13 protein-coding genes are annotated in these 16,344 nt (G+C 72.0%); 7 read left to right on the top strand and 6 right to left on the bottom strand.

Annotated elements, in window-relative coordinates; all coding sequences use genetic code 11:
* Positions 1-406: 406 nt before the first annotated feature.
* The 4 genes from ACFYT4_RS33735 to ACFYT4_RS33720 are packed head-to-tail and all read left to right on the top strand — an operon-like array spanning position 407 to position 4,653.
* Positions 407-3,205: a nitrate- and nitrite sensing domain-containing protein gene (locus tag ACFYT4_RS33735; RefSeq protein ID WP_389277929.1), complete on the top strand. Its 2,799-nt coding sequence runs from the start codon at positions 407-409 to the stop codon at positions 3,203-3,205.
* A complete protein-coding gene (locus ACFYT4_RS33730; RefSeq protein WP_389277926.1) occupies positions 3,202-3,657 on the top strand; it encodes a roadblock/LC7 domain-containing protein in 456 nt (151 codons plus the stop codon). Before ACFYT4_RS33735 ends, ACFYT4_RS33730 begins: the two co-directional genes overlap by 4 nt.
* An 8-nt stretch (positions 3,658-3,665) precedes the next feature.
* Positions 3,666-4,070 (top strand): DUF742 domain-containing protein, encoded by a 405-nt coding sequence (locus ACFYT4_RS33725; RefSeq protein ID WP_389277923.1) that lies wholly within the window; start codon positions 3,666-3,668, stop codon positions 4,068-4,070.
* Positions 4,051-4,653 carry an ATP/GTP-binding protein gene (locus tag ACFYT4_RS33720; RefSeq protein WP_389277921.1) on the top strand — a complete coding sequence of 201 codons (603 nt, stop codon included), beginning with the start codon at positions 4,051-4,053 and terminating at the stop codon, positions 4,651-4,653. The genes ACFYT4_RS33725 and ACFYT4_RS33720 overlap by 20 nt, the downstream gene beginning before the upstream one ends.
* Positions 4,654-4,988: 335 nt before the next feature.
* Here ACFYT4_RS33720 and ACFYT4_RS33715 read toward each other — a convergent pair whose 3' ends face one another.
* From ACFYT4_RS33715 to ACFYT4_RS33705, 3 genes are read right to left on the bottom strand one after another with little or no spacing between them, the layout of a single operon-like run.
* On the bottom strand, positions 4,989-6,188 hold the full coding sequence (locus tag ACFYT4_RS33715) for a lipid-transfer protein (RefSeq protein ID WP_389277918.1): 1,200 nt from the start codon (positions 6,186-6,188) through the stop codon (positions 4,989-4,991).
* A complete protein-coding gene (locus ACFYT4_RS33710) occupies positions 6,185-6,712 on the bottom strand; it encodes a Zn-ribbon domain-containing OB-fold protein (protein ID WP_389277915.1) in 528 nt (175 codons plus the stop codon). Before ACFYT4_RS33710 ends, ACFYT4_RS33715 begins: the two co-directional genes overlap by 4 nt.
* A gap of 50 nt (positions 6,713-6,762) precedes the next feature.
* Entirely contained in the window at positions 6,763-7,107 is a 345-nt protein-coding gene (locus ACFYT4_RS33705) for an Mpo1-like protein (protein ID WP_389277912.1), read from the bottom strand.
* 118 nt (positions 7,108-7,225) lie between these two features.
* On the opposite strand from ACFYT4_RS33705, the gene ACFYT4_RS33700 reads away from it, so the two are divergent.
* Entirely contained in the window at positions 7,226-7,729 is a 504-nt protein-coding gene (locus ACFYT4_RS33700) for an NUDIX domain-containing protein (RefSeq protein WP_389277909.1), read from the top strand.
* A gap of 214 nt (positions 7,730-7,943) precedes the next feature.
* Here the strand turns inward: ACFYT4_RS33700 and ACFYT4_RS33695 are convergent, their stop codons facing one another.
* Positions 7,944-10,304 carry a glycoside hydrolase family 31 protein gene (locus tag ACFYT4_RS33695; RefSeq protein WP_389277906.1) on the bottom strand — a complete coding sequence of 787 codons (2,361 nt, stop codon included), beginning with the start codon at positions 10,302-10,304 and terminating at the stop codon, positions 7,944-7,946.
* Between the two features lie 324 nt (positions 10,305-10,628).
* Here ACFYT4_RS33695 and ACFYT4_RS33690 point away from each other — a divergent pair, with 324 nt between their 5' ends.
* Both ACFYT4_RS33690 and ACFYT4_RS33685 read left to right on the top strand, forming a co-directional pair.
* Complete coding sequence (locus tag ACFYT4_RS33690; protein ID WP_389277903.1) at positions 10,629-12,611, top strand: acetoacetate--CoA ligase; 1,983 nt, start codon at positions 10,629-10,631, stop codon at positions 12,609-12,611.
* Between the two features lie 77 nt (positions 12,612-12,688).
* The gene (locus ACFYT4_RS33685; protein ID WP_389277900.1) at positions 12,689-13,660 is read left to right on the top strand and encodes a hypothetical protein; all 972 of its coding nucleotides are present in this window, start codon (positions 12,689-12,691) and stop codon (positions 13,658-13,660) included.
* A 64-nt stretch (positions 13,661-13,724) separates the two neighbouring features.
* On the opposite strand, the gene ptsP is transcribed toward ACFYT4_RS33685, so the two are convergent.
* Positions 13,725-15,395: a phosphoenolpyruvate--protein phosphotransferase gene (gene ptsP / locus ACFYT4_RS33680; RefSeq protein ID WP_389277897.1), complete on the bottom strand. Its 1,671-nt coding sequence runs from the start codon at positions 15,393-15,395 to the stop codon at positions 13,725-13,727.
* A 76-nt stretch (positions 15,396-15,471) separates the two neighbouring features.
* Positions 15,472-15,921, bottom strand: coding sequence for a PTS glucose transporter subunit IIA (locus ACFYT4_RS33675; RefSeq protein WP_389277894.1), 450 nt, complete (start codon positions 15,919-15,921; stop codon positions 15,472-15,474).
* Positions 15,922-16,344: the final 423 nt, after the last annotated feature.

Genomic DNA, 16,344 nt, shown 5'->3' with positions numbered 1-16,344 from the left:
GCACAGGGCTCGACTGTTCGATGAGGCACAACCGCACCACCCCGTAAGGCAGTTGAGAAATGCGGACGATGCCGACAGCTCGGATGAACCCGGCGGATCCGTCAGGTACCCAACAGCCCCGTACATATAGACGAATGAGGGGTCCCGAAGATTCCCGTGATCGCCGCCTGAAACGAATGATTCCAGCCATCTCCTGCCGACCACGGAACGGCCTACCCACGGCTGTCCCGCGACACGCCGGTAATCTCAGCACCTTGAATACCGGGACATCCTGTGATCAACACATCAGCCCCAGGCCGAAAAACATCCGGAAGAGCCTTCGAGTTGGCTGTGCGGCAGTAGTAGGCTCGCGCCGTTTATTGACGGAGGAACACCGCCCACGCGGCGGGTCCAGCAGGGGGAGGCCATGCGCTTTCGCGGGAAGTCCATCCGCCGGAAGATCGTGGCGTTGTTGTTGGTGCCGCTCGTCTCCCTGACCGTGCTCTGGGGCTTCGCCACCTTACTGACCGGCCGGGAAGCCGGCGAGCTTCTGGACGTCAGCGCGGTGGTCGAGGAAGTGGGCTACCCCGCGGCGGACGTACTCGACGTACTCCAGCACGAACGCCGCCAGACCGCCGTCTATCTCGCCGACCGCAGATCGTCCGAGGCCCTCCCCGAGCTGCGCGAAGCGCGGACGGCCACCGACAAGGCCGTCAACCGGGCCAAGGAGAGTGCCCGGAAGGCGGAGGCGGGCGGCAGGATGCACACCGAGGGGCGGCAGCGGCTGAACTCCTTCGTGGCCGCGTTCGACGAACTCGGCACCCTGCGGCGCTCGGTCGAGTCGGGCACTGTCTCCCGGGCGAAGGCGCTGGAGTTCTACAACGAGATCGTCGACCCGGGATTCAGCTTCCTGAACGCCCTCCACACCTCCAGCGACGTCCACATGGAGCGCCAGGGCCGCGGCCTCGTCGGTCTCGCCCGCGCGACGGAGATGCTCTCCCGCGAGGACGCGCTGATCTCCTCCGCGCTGACCGCGGGCAAGATCACCGCCAAGGAGATACGCGAGCTCTCCGACCACGTCGCCCACCGCAAGCTCTACTACGAGATCAACCTCGAAGTACTGCCCGCCAAGGAACGCGGGATATACGAGCAGTTCTGGGCCGGCCCCGAGACCGCGCCGCTGCGCGAGGCCGAGGAGCGCCTGATTTCCGGCGGCCCGGTCGGCAGGACGAGCGCCTCCGACGTCCAGGAATGGCAGTCGGCCTCCACCCCCGTGCTGGACGAACTCCGCCGCGAGGCCCTGGCCGCCGGTGAGCGCCACCAGGACCGCGTCGACCCCACCGCGTACGGAGTCTTCGTCAAGGCCGGTGTCGCGGGCGTCCTGGGCTTCCTCGCCCTCCTCGTCTCGATCATCGTCTCCGTACGCATCGGCCGCCGGCTGGTCCGCGATCTCTCCCGCCTCCGCAAGGAGGCCCACGAGGTCTCCGGCGTACGCCTCCCCAGCGTGATGCGCCGTCTCGCCGCCGGCGAGCAGATCGACGTCGAGACCGAGGCACCGCGCCTGGAGTACGACAAGGACGAGATCGGCCAGGCGGGCCAGGCCCTCAACACCCTTCAGCGCGCGGCCGTCGAAGCCGCCGTACGCCAGGCCGACATGCGGCGCGGGGTCTCCGAGGTCTTCGTCAACCTCGCCCGCCGCAACCAGGTCCTGCTCCACCGCCAGCTCACCCTCCTCGACACGATGGAGCGCAGGACCGAGGACACCGAGGAACTGGCGGACCTGTTCCGGCTGGACCACCTCACCACCCGCATGCGCCGGCACGCCGAGGGTCTCGTCATCCTCTCCGGAGCCGCCCCCTCCCGCCAGTGGCGCAAACCGATCCAGCTGATGGACGTCGTCCGCGCGGCCGTCGCCGAGGTCGAGGACTACGAGCGCGTCGAGGTGCGCAGGCTCCCGCGGATCGGCGTCGGCGGCCCCGCGGTCGCCGACCTCACCCACCTCATCGCCGAACTGCTGGAGAACGCGACGGTGTTCTCACCGCCGCACACCGCCGTCCAGGTACACGGCGAGCGCGTGGCCAACGGCTTCACCCTCGAAATCCACGACCGGGGACTCGGCATGGCGCCGGAGATCCTCCTCGACGCCAACCTCCGCCTCGCCGAAACCCCCGAGTTCGAGCTGTCGGACACCGACCGGCTCGGTCTGTTCGTCGTCAGCCGCCTCGCGCAGCGCCAGAACGTACGGGTGTCGCTGCAGCCCTCCCCGTACGGAGGGACCACCGCGGTCGTCTTCATCCCGGCGACCCTGCTCACCGACGCACCGGAGACCGAGGGCACGGGCTTCCGGCTCGACCGCAAGAACGAGAGCCCGGCCGCGCGGCGCGCGGGCGACGGCAGGCTGACGGCGCTCTCCCACGGTGCCGGGCGGCTGAACGGTTCCGCGCTCCTCGGCGGACCGGTCGAGCTGGAGGGACCCGTCGACCCGCTGGGCTTCAGCGGAGCCGAGACACTCGGCTCGGGGCGCGATCCCCTGGGCCCGGGGCGTGACTCCCAGGGCTCCGGGCGTGATTCCCTCCCGTCGAGGCGGGACCACCTCGGACCGGGGCGGAACGCCGCCGGCGGGCGGGTTTCGCCGGCCGGCCCCCTCGGCGGCCCCGATCCGCTCGCCGACATCGAGGAGAACGAGAGCGAGCGCGGCGGGATCTTCCGGGCCAGGGCTCGCGACCGTCGCCGTCCCGCCCCGGACGAACAGCACCAGCAGGCGCTGGATCCGGCGCCGGAACGGATGGCCGGAGCCGTGCCGCTGCCGCGTCGCAAGAAGCCGCCCACCCTGGTGACCGACCACGGACGCAGGGTCGACGAGCCGGGCCGTACCCACCCGGCCCCGCCCCCGGACTCCCCGCCCGGCACCGACGCGGTGCCCGCCCCGCCGCCGATGATCGGCGGGCTGCCCCGCAGGGTCCGCCAGGCCAGCCTCGCCCCCCAGCTCCGGGACGGCTCGGAGACGGCCCCCGGCGGGAACCGGATTGACGGCGCCGGGACCGGGCAGGAGCCCGAACGCGACGCGGAAGAAGTACGCAACCGGATGGCTTCCATGCAGCGGGGCTGGCAGCGAGGCCGACTCCAGAACGCACAGGGTGCCGTTGACCCCGACCAGTCAACCGGTACAGGAACCGGCACCGGCCGGACAGCACCACGAACCACATCGGAGGGGGACGATCGATGACCGCACCGCATGCCGCAGCAAACGCTCTCGACGGACGACCGGGCAGCACGCGAGGATCCGGCGAGCTCAACTGGCTGCTCGACGAGCTGGTCGACCGTGTCGGCAGTATTCGCAAGGCCCTTGTCCTCTCCAGCGACGGCCTGGCGACCGGCGCCTCGCGCGAGCTGACCCGGGAGGACAGTGAGCACCTCGCCGCCGTCGCCTCCGGATTCCACAGCCTCGCCAAGGGCGTCGGCCGCCACTTCGAGGTGGGCAGGGTCCGCCAGACCGTGGTGGAACTGGACGACGCGTTCCTCTTTGTCACCGCGGCCGGCGACGGCAGCTGCCTGGCCGTCCTCTCCGACGCCGACTCGGACGTCGGCCAGGTCGCGTACGAGATGACGCTCATGGTCAAGAGGGTCGGGATCCATCTCTCCACCGCACCCCGGTCCGGTCATGCCCCCGGAGGGTGATGCCGGGCATGAGTGACTCGGTTCATCGCTTCAAGCAGCGACACCACTTCTTCGACGCCGACGCGGGCCCGGTGGTCCGTCCGTACGCGATGACCCGTGGCCGTACGAGCAGCACGGCCCAGCACCGGCTCGACCTGATCGCCCTGGTCGTGCCGGAACCCACGGCCGGTCACCCAGGACATGACCAGTCGCTCTCTCCCGAGCACGTAGAAATCGTCGAGCGTTGCGGCGATTCCCCGCAGTCGATCGCCGAGCTCGCGGCCGGCCTCAACCTCCCCGTCGGGGTGGTACGGGTACTGGTCGGCGATCTCGTCGAGGACGCGCTGGTCCATGTAACCCGACCCGTTCCGCCGGCCGAACTGCCGGATGTGAGCATTCTCCGCGAGGTGATCAATGGTCTTCGGGCGCTCTAGCAGTCGGAAGCCAGTCGAGCCCGTGACACTGAAGATCCTTGTCGCGGGCGGATTCGGCGTGGGCAAGACCACTCTGGTGGGCGCGGTGAGCGAGATCAGACCCCTGCGCACCGAGGAGACGCTCAGCGAGGTGGGGCGTCCCGTGGACGACACCTCGGGTGTCGAGAACAAGACGACCACCACCGTCGCCATGGACTTCGGGCGCATCACGCTCCGCGAGGACCTGGTGCTCTATCTCTTCGGCACCCCCGGGCAGGACCGTTTCTGGTTCCTCTGGGACGAACTGGCCCAGGGCGCGCTGGGCGCGGTGGTCCTGGCGGACACCCGCCGCCTGGAGGACTCCTTCGCGGCCGTCGACTACTTCGAGCGCCGGGACATCCCGTTCACGGTCGCCGTCAACTGCTTCGAGGGGGCGGGCCGCTTCCCCGTCGAGTCCGTCCGGGCCGCGCTCGACCTCGACTCCGAGGTCCCGCTGATGATGTGCGACGCGCGCGATCGCGAGTCGGTGAAGATGGTGCTGGTGGCCGTCGTGGAGCACGCGCTCGCCCGCGTGGACGCCCAGCGGCAGCACGCCACCACCTGACGGGACGCCGGACACGGCCCGTACCCCCGACGACCGGGGTACGGGCCGCGCGCCTGTGACGGACGGGCACCGGTCGGGCCCGTCCGCCGCTCCGGGCGCGCGCGATTGAGCCGCCTGCGTTCCTGGCCGCGTGCGCCGTGGCCTGCCGGGACGGGCCCGGGGTTACGGGAGCCGGGGCGGGCGACGGCCGCGCCGTCCCGCTGAGCGTGCCGAAGCCGGGCGGCCCCGCGGCGGAAGCCACGGCGCCGACGACGGGGGAGTGTTCACCGGGCGTGGGGGACCGCCGGGGGGAGCGGGGACCCGGGACGGTCGAGAACCCGGCCGTCCCCGCGCGCTCAGCGCACGGCGACGACCGCCGATCCGTGCCCGAACAGGCCCTGGTTGGCGGTGATCCCGACCCGCGCCCCGGGCACCTGGCGGTCCCCGGCCGCGCCCCGCAGCTGCCAGGTCAGTTCGCAGACCTGGGCGATGGCCTGGGCGGGCACGGCCTCCCCGAAGGACGCGAGCCCGCCGCTCGGGTTCACGGGGATCCGTCCGCCGAGCGCGGTCGCCCCCTCCCGTACGAGCTTCGCGCCCTCCCCGGCCGGGCAGAGCCCGAGGTCCTCGTACCACTCCAGTTCCAGGGCGGTGGACAGGTCGTACACCTCGGCGAGCGAGAGATCCCCGGGCCCGACGCCCGCCTCCTCGTACGCGGCACGGGCGATCGAGGTCCGGAAGGGGAGCGGGGACGGGTCCACTGCGACCGCCGAGTCCGTCGCGATGTCCGGCAGATCGAGGACGGTCCTCGGATAGTCGGGTGTGACGGTCGAGACGGCGCGGATACGCACCGGGTCGGCCGCCCCGTGCCGGCGCGCGAACTCCATGCTGGAGAGCACCAGCGCCGCCGCTCCGTCGGAGGTGGCGCAGATGTCGAGCAGCCGCAGCGGATCGGCGACCACCGCGGAGGCGGCGACGTCCTCGGCGGTGACGGTCCGGCGGTAGCGGGCACGGGGGTTGAGGGCACCGGCCGCCGCGTTCTTCACCTTGACGAGGGCGAAGTCGTCGGGGGTGTCCCCGTACACGGCCATCCGGCGGCGGGCGTAGAGGCCGAAGTAGGCGGGGTTGGTCGCGCCGAGCATCCGGAAGCGCAGCCAGTCGGGGTCGTCGGGACGGTCCCCGCCCGCGGGGGCGAAGAAGCCCTTGGGCGCCGCGTCCGCGCCCACCACCAGCGCCACATCGGCGAGGCCCGCCAGGATCTGGGCACGAGCGGTGCCGATCGCCTGGGCCCCCGAGGCACAGGCCGCGTACACACTGGTGACGCGCGCGCCCTGCCAGCCCAGTGCCCTGGCGAACGTCGCCCCGGCCACATATCCGGGATACCCCCCGCGCACGGTGTCGGCGCCGACCACGGAGTCCACCCGCCGCCAGTCGAGTCCGGCATCGTCGAGGGCGGCCCTCGCGGCGATCGTGCCGTAGCGGACGAAGCTGTGGCCCCACTTGCCCCAGGGGTGCATTCCGGCCCCGAGGACCGCGACATCACCAGGTGTACGGCTCATCGGTCCGCCCCCACCGGCCGCCAGTGCCAGGTCGTCCAGCGCGCGGCGCTCTCCCCGCCGGCCCCGTCGTTCCCGCTGCTTCTGCTGTCTTCACCGTTTCCGCCGGGTCCGCCGCTTTCCCCGGCCCCCTCGGTCCCGGCGAGCACCCCGGGCACGACCTCGACCTCCATGCCGACCGCGAGATCCGCCACGGACACCCCGGGCGCCGCCTGTCCCAGCACCACCATCCGCTCGGCGGCCAGCTCGACGGCGACCAGGGTGTACGGCTCCCACTCCGTGCCGGGGTCGGAGACATAGGGCGCGGGCGGGCGGTAGCGGCCGTCGGTGTACGACCACACCCGCCCCCGCCGGGAGAGCGCGACCTCGGCCAACTCACCGCTCGAACAGGCGGGATTGCGGCAGAACGAGTGCTCGGGCGGGAAGAAGACCGAGGAACACGCCGTACAGCGCGTACCGAGCAGCCGGAAGTCCTCCTCCTCGCCGTCGTGCGTGAACCAGCCGGCCACCACGGGTGTGCGCGTCACGAGTCCTCCCCGGGCCCAGATCTGACGGAACGTCAGAAGTGTGCCACGGTTCAGCCGTTCTCCGCGAGCCACGTGGCGGCGGTCTCCGCCAGTTCCGCGTCCCGCCCCGCCAGCATCATCCGGATCATCCGGGCGTCACCGCGCAGCGACCACACCGGATGGCCGAAGGTCGCGGGGTTGTTCCCCTCGATGAAAAAATGCGCGGGCCAGGCCGTCCCGTACCCGATCAGCGGCAGCGCCGCGAGGTATCGTTTCCGCCCGTGCGCCAGCCCGTAGGCGCCGACCGCGAGCCCGGTCAGCGTCCCCGTCAGATGGACCCACCGGGTCGCCGCCCTGGAGTGCATGGCGACGTAGTAGGGCCAGAACTCCTCGTACGTCTCAAAGGTCCGCTCCATGCCCGGCACCGTAACTCCGCGCACTGGCAAGGGACCAGGGACCGGCGGACACCCGCGACGCCGGACCGGGGAGACCGATTCCGCCCGCGGGGCGGAGCCGATCGGATACAGTCCGCGCGTGACCGGGAACTCCTACTGCGGAAACTGCGGGGCACCGTACGGCTCCGTGTCCGGCTGGCCCCGGACCTGTCCGGCCTGCGGGGACACCGCGTACCGCAATCCGCTGCCGGTCGCCGTCGCGCTCCAGCCCGCGTACGACGACCGGGGCACGGGACTCGTCGTCATCACCCGCGCGATCGAGCCCCGCGCGGGCCGGGTCGCGCTGCCCGGCGGCTTCATCGACTTCGGCGAGGACTGGCGGCACGCGGTCGTACGCGAGCTCCGGGAGGAGACCGGAATCGAGGCCGATCAGGCGGATGTCCGTCTCGCGGACGCCCTCAGCGCCTCCGGCGGCCACCTCCTGGTCTTCGGCCTCCTCCCCGAACGGCCGGCCGCGGACCTGCCGCCGTCGGCCCCGACGGACGAGACCACGGACCGGCATCTGCTCCACGCGCCCGCGGAACTGGCGTTCCCGCTGCACACCACCGCCGTGCGCAACTGGTTCGAGGGCCACTACGGCTGACGCGGTCCGCGAGGCCGCCCCGGCCTGCGGCCCCGCACTAGGGCGTGTATCGAAAGTAGCGCCGTCCGCCCGGAGGGCGGGGCCTGCGGCGTCCGGTGCGTGCAATCGCAAGGCGGAGGGTCGCCCTCGTACTGGACGTACTTGGGCGATTCCGACAACGCAGCGAGTGTGCGTGCTGGGCGTCGCAGGCCAGGCGGGACTTTCGATACACGCCCTAGCCCTGCTCGTCCAGACCCCGCACCCGCACCCGCCGCCTCGCCGGGCCGGACCTCTCGCCCCTGACCCGTCGCACCACCACGCGCCCGTCCACCACCCGGCTCGTGTACCGCTCGACCTCCGGCCGTGCCCACCCGTCGCCGCTGTCGGGAACCACCAGCCCGCCGCCCTTGCGCCCCGCGACCGGAGCCCAGACTTCCAGCTCCAGTCCGCCGTCCGCACCCCGCACCGGGATCACCGACCCCCCGCGCGCCAGCACCGGCACCCGCGACAGCGGCGCCGCCACCGTCACCCGCCCCGGCCCGTCGTACGCCTCACCCGTGGCCGTGTCGTACCAGCGGCCGCGCGGCAGCCGCACCGAGCGCCGGACCCCGCCCGGCTCCAGCACCGGCGCCACCAGCAGCGCGTCACCCAGCAAGAACGCGTCCTCGCAGTCCCGCAGCCCCCGGTCCCGGGGAGCCGACCACCACACCGGCCGGACGTACGGCGCACCCGTCAGCCGCGCCAGATGGGCCAGCGTCACCCAGTACGGCAGCAGCCGCTCCCGGGCGGCGAGCGCCGCCCGCGCGTGCTCCAGGACCGCCGGCCCGAACTCCCACGGCTCCCTGCGCCCCGCGCCGATCGCCGCGTGCGTACGGAACAGCGGCAGATACGCCCCCAGCTGGAACCAGCGCAGATACAGCTCCGGCGACGGACTGCCGTCGAAACCGCCCACGTCGGGACCCGAGTACGGCACCCCGCACAGTCCGAGCCCCAGCGCCAGCGCCAGCGACGCCCGCAGCCCCGGCCAGCCCGTGGACACATCCCCGGACCAGGTGCCTCCGTACCGCTGCATCCCCGCCCAACCCGAGCGGGAGAAGAGGAACGGCCGCTCGTCGGGCCGCAGCCGCCGCAAGCCCTGGAACCCGGCGCGCGCCATCGCGAGGGCGTACACGTTGTGGGCCTCACGGTGATCGCCTCCCCGCCCCTCCAGGGCGTGCCGGGCGGACCGGGGCAGCGTCATGTCACCGAACGGCGCGAACGACACCGGCTCGTTCATGTCGTGCCACACCCCCGAGAACCCCTGCGCCAGCCGCTCTCCGTACAGCTCCCCCCACCAGCGCCGCACCCCCGGATCCGTGAAGTCCGGATAGGCGCACTCGCCCGGCCAGACCTCACCGCGCACCTCCCGGCCACGCCCGTCCCGGACGAAGGCGCCGGCCCGGCGCCCGGCCGCGTACACCGTGTTGCCGGGGTCCGCCTTCACCGCCGGATCGACGATCGAGACCAGCCGTACGCCGTCGGCGCGCAGATCCTTCGCCAGCCCCGGAAGATCCGGGAACCGCTCCCGGTCGACGGTGAAGACCTGATGCGCGTCGAAGTGGTCGATGTCCAGATGGACGGCCGACAGCGGAAGACCCCGTTCCCGGTAGCCCGCGACCACCCGCCGCACTTCCTCCTCGCTGCCGAATCCCCAGCGGGCGTGCTGCGGCCCCAGCGCCCAGGACGGCGGTACCGCCGCCGGACCCGTCAGCCGGGACCAGCGGGCCAGCACCCGCGCGGGCGTGCCCACGATCACCCAGCAGCGCAGTGGTCCGCCCTCCATGCGCAGCTCGCTGGTGCCGGGCCGGTCGTGCCCGGACCCATTGCCCTCCTCGCCTTCCCGCAGCGTCACCCGGCCCTCCCACGAGTTGTCGTGGAAGGCCAGATGCGTGCCCGCGTCGGCGACGACCAGCTGCGCCGGCATGGTGATGTACAGCGGATCGTCCCCGGGACCGAAGGAGCCCTTGGGATCGGTGTTCCACAGCCGGTACGTGCCGTCGCGCAGCCGTGGCCCCGACGCCCGGCCGCCCAGACCGAAGAACCGCGCGTCGGCGGGCACCTCCGTCCGCTGCATCCACCGCGCGGGACCGCCCCGCAGCGGCTCCCACCAGCGCGGCGGCAGATCGCGCCGCAGCACGACCCCGCCCGGCGTACGGATCTCGACCGCGCCGTTGCGCGACACCTCCACCGTCACCCGCTCCGAGACCACCCGCCAGCCGCCGTCCTTGTCCGGCTCCAGCTCGGCGCGCGGATCGGGCCCGGGAGGGGCGCCGGGCACCGCGTACGACGGACCGGGCCCGGCACCGTCCCAGCCCCAGAACACCGCGCCGCCCGTCACGACGCAGATCCGCAGCTCGGAACGGTCGAACCGGACCACACCGCCCCCGGGAAGCGGCTCCGCCCCGGCCACCGGGCCCGGCACCCGCGCACGTTCCCCGCCCCGCGCCGGCAGCCCCCAGGCGTCCGTACGCCGCCCCCGCCACGCCGAACGGGCCGCGCGCAGCCCCTGCCGCGTTGCGAGGTTCCTCACCGAGCGCACCAGCTCACGACGGTCCATGCAGCTCAGCCTGCCACCCGGCCGGGGGCGCACGGGATGCGTTCAACTCCCGTTCACCCACTGTGAGCCGAGATATGGCCGACTCGGGCCGCCCGCGGAGTGCTCTGGTGCGAAAGACGATCACATGGCATCGTCCGTGTCAGCCCGTGTCAGCCCGCGTCGGCCGATCCTTTCCCCGTACCGACCCCGTCCGCCTTCCCCGTCAGTCCCCGTCCCGCGCACATCCCCCGCGCGCGACGCACACACCACCCGCAGCGCCCCGCCGGACCCGGTCAGGCCGGCAGGGGCCGGCAGAACCATCCCGGGAGCCGCACCGTGACCGCAGTGAACTCAAGCGCGAACCCTGCCCCTCTGTGGCAGCCGGACGCCGACCGGATCGCCGCCACGAGGATCACCCACTTCCAGCGCTGGGCCGCCGAACACCACGGCGCCCCCGCCGACGGCGGCTACCCGGCGCTGCACCGCTGGTCCGTCGACGAGCTGAGCACCTTCTGGCGCGCGGTCGCCGAGTGGTTCGACGTCCGTTTCTCCAGCCCGTACGAGCAGGTGCTGGCCGATCCCGCCATGCCCGGCGCCCGATGGTTCCCCGGAGCCACGCTCAACTACGCGGAGCACGCGCTCCGGGCCGCGGCCGACCGCCCGGACGAACCGGCACTCCTCCACGTTGACGAGACCCACGAACCCGCCACGATCGGCTGGGCCGAGCTGCGCCGACAGGTCGGCGCGCTCGCCGCCCGGCTGCGTGCCCTCGGTGTGCGCCCCGGCGACCGCGTCAGCGGCTATCTGCCCAACATCCCGGAGGCCGTCACCGCGTTCCTCGCCACCGCGGCCGTCGGCGGAGTCTGGACCTCCTGCGCCCCCGACTTCGGCGCCCGCAGCGTCCTCGACCGCTTCCAGCAGGTGGAGCCCGTCGTCCTCTTCACCGTCGACGGCTACCGCTACGGCGGCAAGGAGCACGACCGCACCGGCACCGTCGCCGAACTGCGCCGCGAACTGCCCACCCTCCGCGCGGTCGTCCACGTCCCGCTGCTCGGCACCGAGGCACCCGAAGGCGCGCTCGACTGGTCCGACGTCGTCTCCGGCACCGCAGAACCCGTCTTCGAGCAGGTCCCCTTCGACCACCCGCTCTGGGTGCTGTACTCCTCCGGTACGACCGGTCTGCCCAAGGCCATCGTCCAGTCGCAGGGCGGCATCCTGCTGGAACACCTCAAACAGCTCGGACTGCACTGCGACCTCGGCCCCGGCGACCGGTTCTTCTGGTACACCTCCACCGGCTGGATGATGTGGAACTTCCTCGTCTCCGGACTGCTCACCGGCACCACGGTCGTCCTGTACGACGGCAGCCCGGGCCACCCCGACACCGGCGCCCAGTGGCGGATCGCCGAACGCACCGGGGCCACCCTCTTCGGCACCTCCGCCGCCTATGTCATGGCCTGCCGCAAGGCCGGGGTCCACCCCGCCCGCGACCACGATCTGTCCCGGGTGACCTGCGTCGCCACCACCGGATCCCCCCTGCCGCCCGACGGCTTCCGCTGGCTCCACGACGAATTCGCCGCCAGCGGCGCCGATCTGTGGATCGCCTCCGTCAGCGGCGGTACGGACGTCTGCAGCTGCTTCGCCGGGGCGGTGCCCACCCTCCCCGTGCACATCGGCGAACTCCAGGCCGCGTGCCTCGGCACCAACCTCCGCGCCTGGGCCCCGGACGGCACCGCCCTCATCGGCGAGGTCGGCGAGCTCGTGGTCGTCGACCCCATGCCGTCCATGCCGATCCGGTTCTGGAACGACCCCGACGGCAGCCGCTACCGCGAGAGCTACTTCGAGATGTTCCCCGGCGTCTGGCGGCACGGGGACTGGATCACCATCACCGACCGCGGCTCCGTCGTCATCCACGGCCGCTCCGACTCCACCCTGAACCGCCAGGGCGTCCGGATGGGCTCGGCCGACATCTACGAAGCCGTCGAACGCCTCCCCGAGATCCGGGAGTCCCTGGTCATCGGCCTGGAGGAACCGGACGGCGGCTACTGGATGCCCCTGTTCGTCCAGCTCGCCGACGGCGCGGAACTCGACGAAGGGCTGCGCGACCGGATCAGGCGCACCATCCGCGAACAGCTCTCGCCGCGCCATGTCCCCGACGACATCATCGAGATCCCCGCCGTCCCCCACACCCTCACCGGCAAGCGCCTCGAAGTCCCCGTCAAACGACTGCTCCAGGGCACGGCCCTCACCAAGGCGGTCAACCCGGGCTCCGTCGACAACGTCGGCCTGCTCGCGTTCTACGAGGAACTCGCCCGCACCCGGAAGCGGTGACGGGACCCCGGCGCGGCGCTTGTCAGTGGCGACGGCTACGGTGAGTAGTCACTGATCGACAGAGCGCAGGGGGAATCATGGCGTACGACAGCACACCCGCCGAACAGGACAACCGCCCCGTGCGGGGAAGGCGGAGGAAGACCGGCGGCCGGGCAGCGGGCCGCCCCCGGAACCGGACGTCGCCCCGGCGCACCCTGCGCCGGGAAGTCCCCGGCACCGTGGGCGTCCTGGCCGATGCGTACGACTTCGAAGCCATGCGCGCCTACCGCAGCTTCTCCTTCGACGACCACCCGAGCTATCTGCGGCAGATCGAAGCCCTGCTCCAGTCCCTCGCGGCCGGCCACCTGCACATCACGGTCGCCCTCTTCGACCCGGAGGACTTCGCCGCCTACTGCTCCGACGAGGGCATCGACCCCGACACACCGCTCAGCCGCAGCCGCTACACCGCGGCCGTCGCGGGCAGCGGGACCGCCCTCGCGTACACCGGGCAGCCGCTCGATCAGCTGCTTCCCGAGCTGATCGACAAGGCGGTCCGCCAGGCCACCCGGGAGTACGCGGCCGTGCTGCTGGCCGGCGTCGGCGCGTGCGCGGACTGCGGCCAGGACATCGGCCGTGCCTCCTTCGACCGGGCCTCCCACATCCTGATGCGCCTCCTGGAGCAGGCCGGGCCCGGCCGGCACCATCTCGTCTGCAGCGTCGCGGCCCCCGAGGAACAACTGCTCGCCGCCCTGCACGCCGAGGGCGACTCCGTGCCCCCGGCCGCCCGGATCGAAGCGGCCGAGGGCACCGAGTTCGTGACCGTCCTCGCCACCGGCATCGCCCTCGGCAGCCCCGGGGGAGTCGTCCTGCGCACCAGCACGGCCGGCGAACCGGACCGCCTGCACGGCTGGCGACTGCACCGAAGCGGCCTCGTCCCGCTCACCGAGGCGGAGGTGTTCAGCGCCTACTGCACCGACGCCACCACCGGCGAACCGCTCTCGCCCGAGCCCGGCGTCGAGTACCGCGCGGGCTTCACCCTCACCACCGACGACCCCGACCCCCACCACTGAACGGCACAGGGAGAGGGCCCCGGCAGCATCCGCCGAGGCCCTCCCGCCAACCGCTCAGCGGTGACTACTCACCGGACAGCACCGCCCGCGCGGCGACCCGGGCCTCCTCGGCGGTGTCCACGGCACGCGCCGCGGCCGCCGCCCGCTCGCACTGGGCCAGCGTGTACTTCGCCAGCGTCGCCCGCACATAAGGAATCGACGCGGCACCCATCGACAAGGAGGTGACACCGAGACCGGCGAGCACACAGGCCAGCAGCGGATCGGAGGCCGCCTCACCACAGACACCGCAGCTCTTGCCCTCGGCCTTCGCGGCCTCCGCCGACAATGCGACCAGGTCGAGCAGCGCGGGCTGCCAGGGATCCTGGAGCCTGGCGACCGCCCCCACCTGCCGGTCGGCGGCGAAGGTGTACTGCGCCAGATCGTTGGTACCGAGCGAGAGGAACTCGACTTCCTGGAGAATCGAGCGCGCCCGCAGAGCGGCGGACGGAATCTCCACCATCGCGCCGAACTTCGCCCGCAGCCCGGCCTCCCGGCACGCGTCCGCGAACGCCCTGGCGTCGGTACGGTCCGCCACCATCGGCGCCATGACGTCCAGATACACCGGCAGCCCCTCGGCCGCCTTCGCCAGAGCGGTCAGCTGAGTCCTCAGCACCTCCGGGTGATCCAGCAGACTCCGCAGCCCACGTACCCCCAGCGCCGGATTGGGCTCATCGGCCGGGGTCAGGAAGTCGAGCGGCTTGTCCGCGCCCGCGTCCAGCACCCGCACGACCACCCGGCCCTCGGGGAACGCCTCCAGCACCTGGCGGTACGCCTCGACCTGCTTCTCCACCGACGGCGCCTGCTTGCTGTCGTCCAGGAACAGGAACTCCGTACGGAACAACCCGACACCTTCGGCACCGGCCTCCACCGCCGCCGGCACATCACCGGGACCGCCGATATTGGCGAGCAGCGGCACCTTGTGCCCGTCCGACGTCGCCCCCGGGCCACTCGATGCCGCCAGCGCCGCCTTGCGCCGCGCCGCCGTGCTCTCCAGCTCCGCCCGCTTCCCGGCACTCGGCTCGACGAAGATCTCACCGGTGCTGCCGTCGACCGCGATCAGCGTCCCCTCGGCCAGCTCACCGGCACCTGGCAGCGCCACCACGGCCGGCACCCCGAGCGCCCGCGCCAGAATCGCGCTGTGACTGGTCGGACCACCTTCCTCGGTCACAAAGCCCAGCACCAGCGCCGGATCCAGCAGAGCCGTGTCGGCCGGCGCGAGATCCCGCGCGATCAGGACATACGGCTCATCACTGTCGGGCACCCCCGGCATCGGCACCCCGAGCAGGCGCGCGACGATCCGATTCCGCACGTCGTCGAGGTCCGCGACGCGCCCGGCCAGGTACTCACCCGCCCCCGCCAGCAGCGCCCGGTACGAGGCGAACGCGTCGTACACCGCACGCTCGGCGGTGCTGCCGACGGCGATACGGCGCTCCACATCCGCCATCAGCTCCGGGTCCTGCGCCATCAGGGCCTGGGCCTCCAGCACGGCCTGCGCCTCACCGCCGGCCAGATTGCCCCGGGCCACCAGGTCGGCGGCCACCGCGTCCACCGCCTGCCGGGCACGCCCCTGCTCGCGCTCCGTTTCCTGCGCCGGGTTCTGCTTGGCCGGGGGTTCCAGCACCGCCGTGCCCATGTGCCGAACCTCGCCGATCGCCACGCCGTGGCTCACCCCGACGCCTCGCAGCGTTGTCTCCATGTCACCCGTCTCCGATCGAGCGACGGCCGGTGCCGCCGCGCTGGATGTCGAACTGGCCGTCACCACGGCTCCGGCATCACTGCCAGGAGAAGAGGGTGTCCCCGGTCTTCACATCGCCGTCCTCACGGAGCTCGGAGAGCGAGTCGGCGGTGGCCTCCAGCGCCACGACCGGGCAGATCGGCGACTTCCCGGCCTCCTCGACCGCGGACGGGCTCCAGCGCACCACGGCCTGACCGCGCGTGACGGTGTCACCCTTGTTGACGAGCAGCTCGAAGCCCTCGCCGTTGAGCTGCACGGTGTCGATGCCCAGATGTGTCAATACCCCGTGACCGTCGCTGTCGACGACGACGAAGGCGTGCGGGTGCAGGGAGACGATCACACCGTCCACGGGGGAGACGGCCTCGGACGGCTCACGCACGGGATCGATCGCGGTACCGGGACCGACCATCGCACCGGCGAAGACCGGATCCGGCACCGCCGCGAGTCCGATGGCACGCCCGGCAAGAGGGGACGTCACTGTGGTCATGGAGCCTCCCAGGGGTGGAGATTCGTTACTGCGCCGTCACTTCCTGTTCCGGACGGCACACCGTTCAGAAGCGTATGTCAGATGAAGTCCCGTTTCCGCCCGAAAGCTACCGGTTGACGGACCTAGAGACGCACCGGAAACGATTTGCCTCGCCTCTGGGTGACCGGTACTCTCGTACCCCTGCCCAGCCCCAACACGACGTTGAGTCGGGGGTCGGCAGTGACCTATCTAGCCGAGATCCTAACTGGTCTACACCTCTGTGTGCTTGCGGAGTGATGGTCAGGAAGATCGAAAAAGCCTGATAAGGTTTGAAATGTCGAAGGGAAAAGCCCGGAGGGCCTGATGAGGGTCTGATGGAAGCGTCCGTTCCTTGAGAACTCAACAGCGTGCCAAAAGTCAACGCCAGATATGTTGATACCCCGT

The sequence above is a fragment of the Streptomyces sp. NPDC004609 genome (assembly GCF_042873655.1).
In the GTDB taxonomy this organism is placed as follows: domain Bacteria; phylum Actinomycetota; class Actinomycetes; order Streptomycetales; family Streptomycetaceae; genus Streptomyces.
The sequence above is the reverse complement of the archived record's forward strand: the minus strand, read 5'-3'. Positions and strand labels throughout refer to the sequence as shown.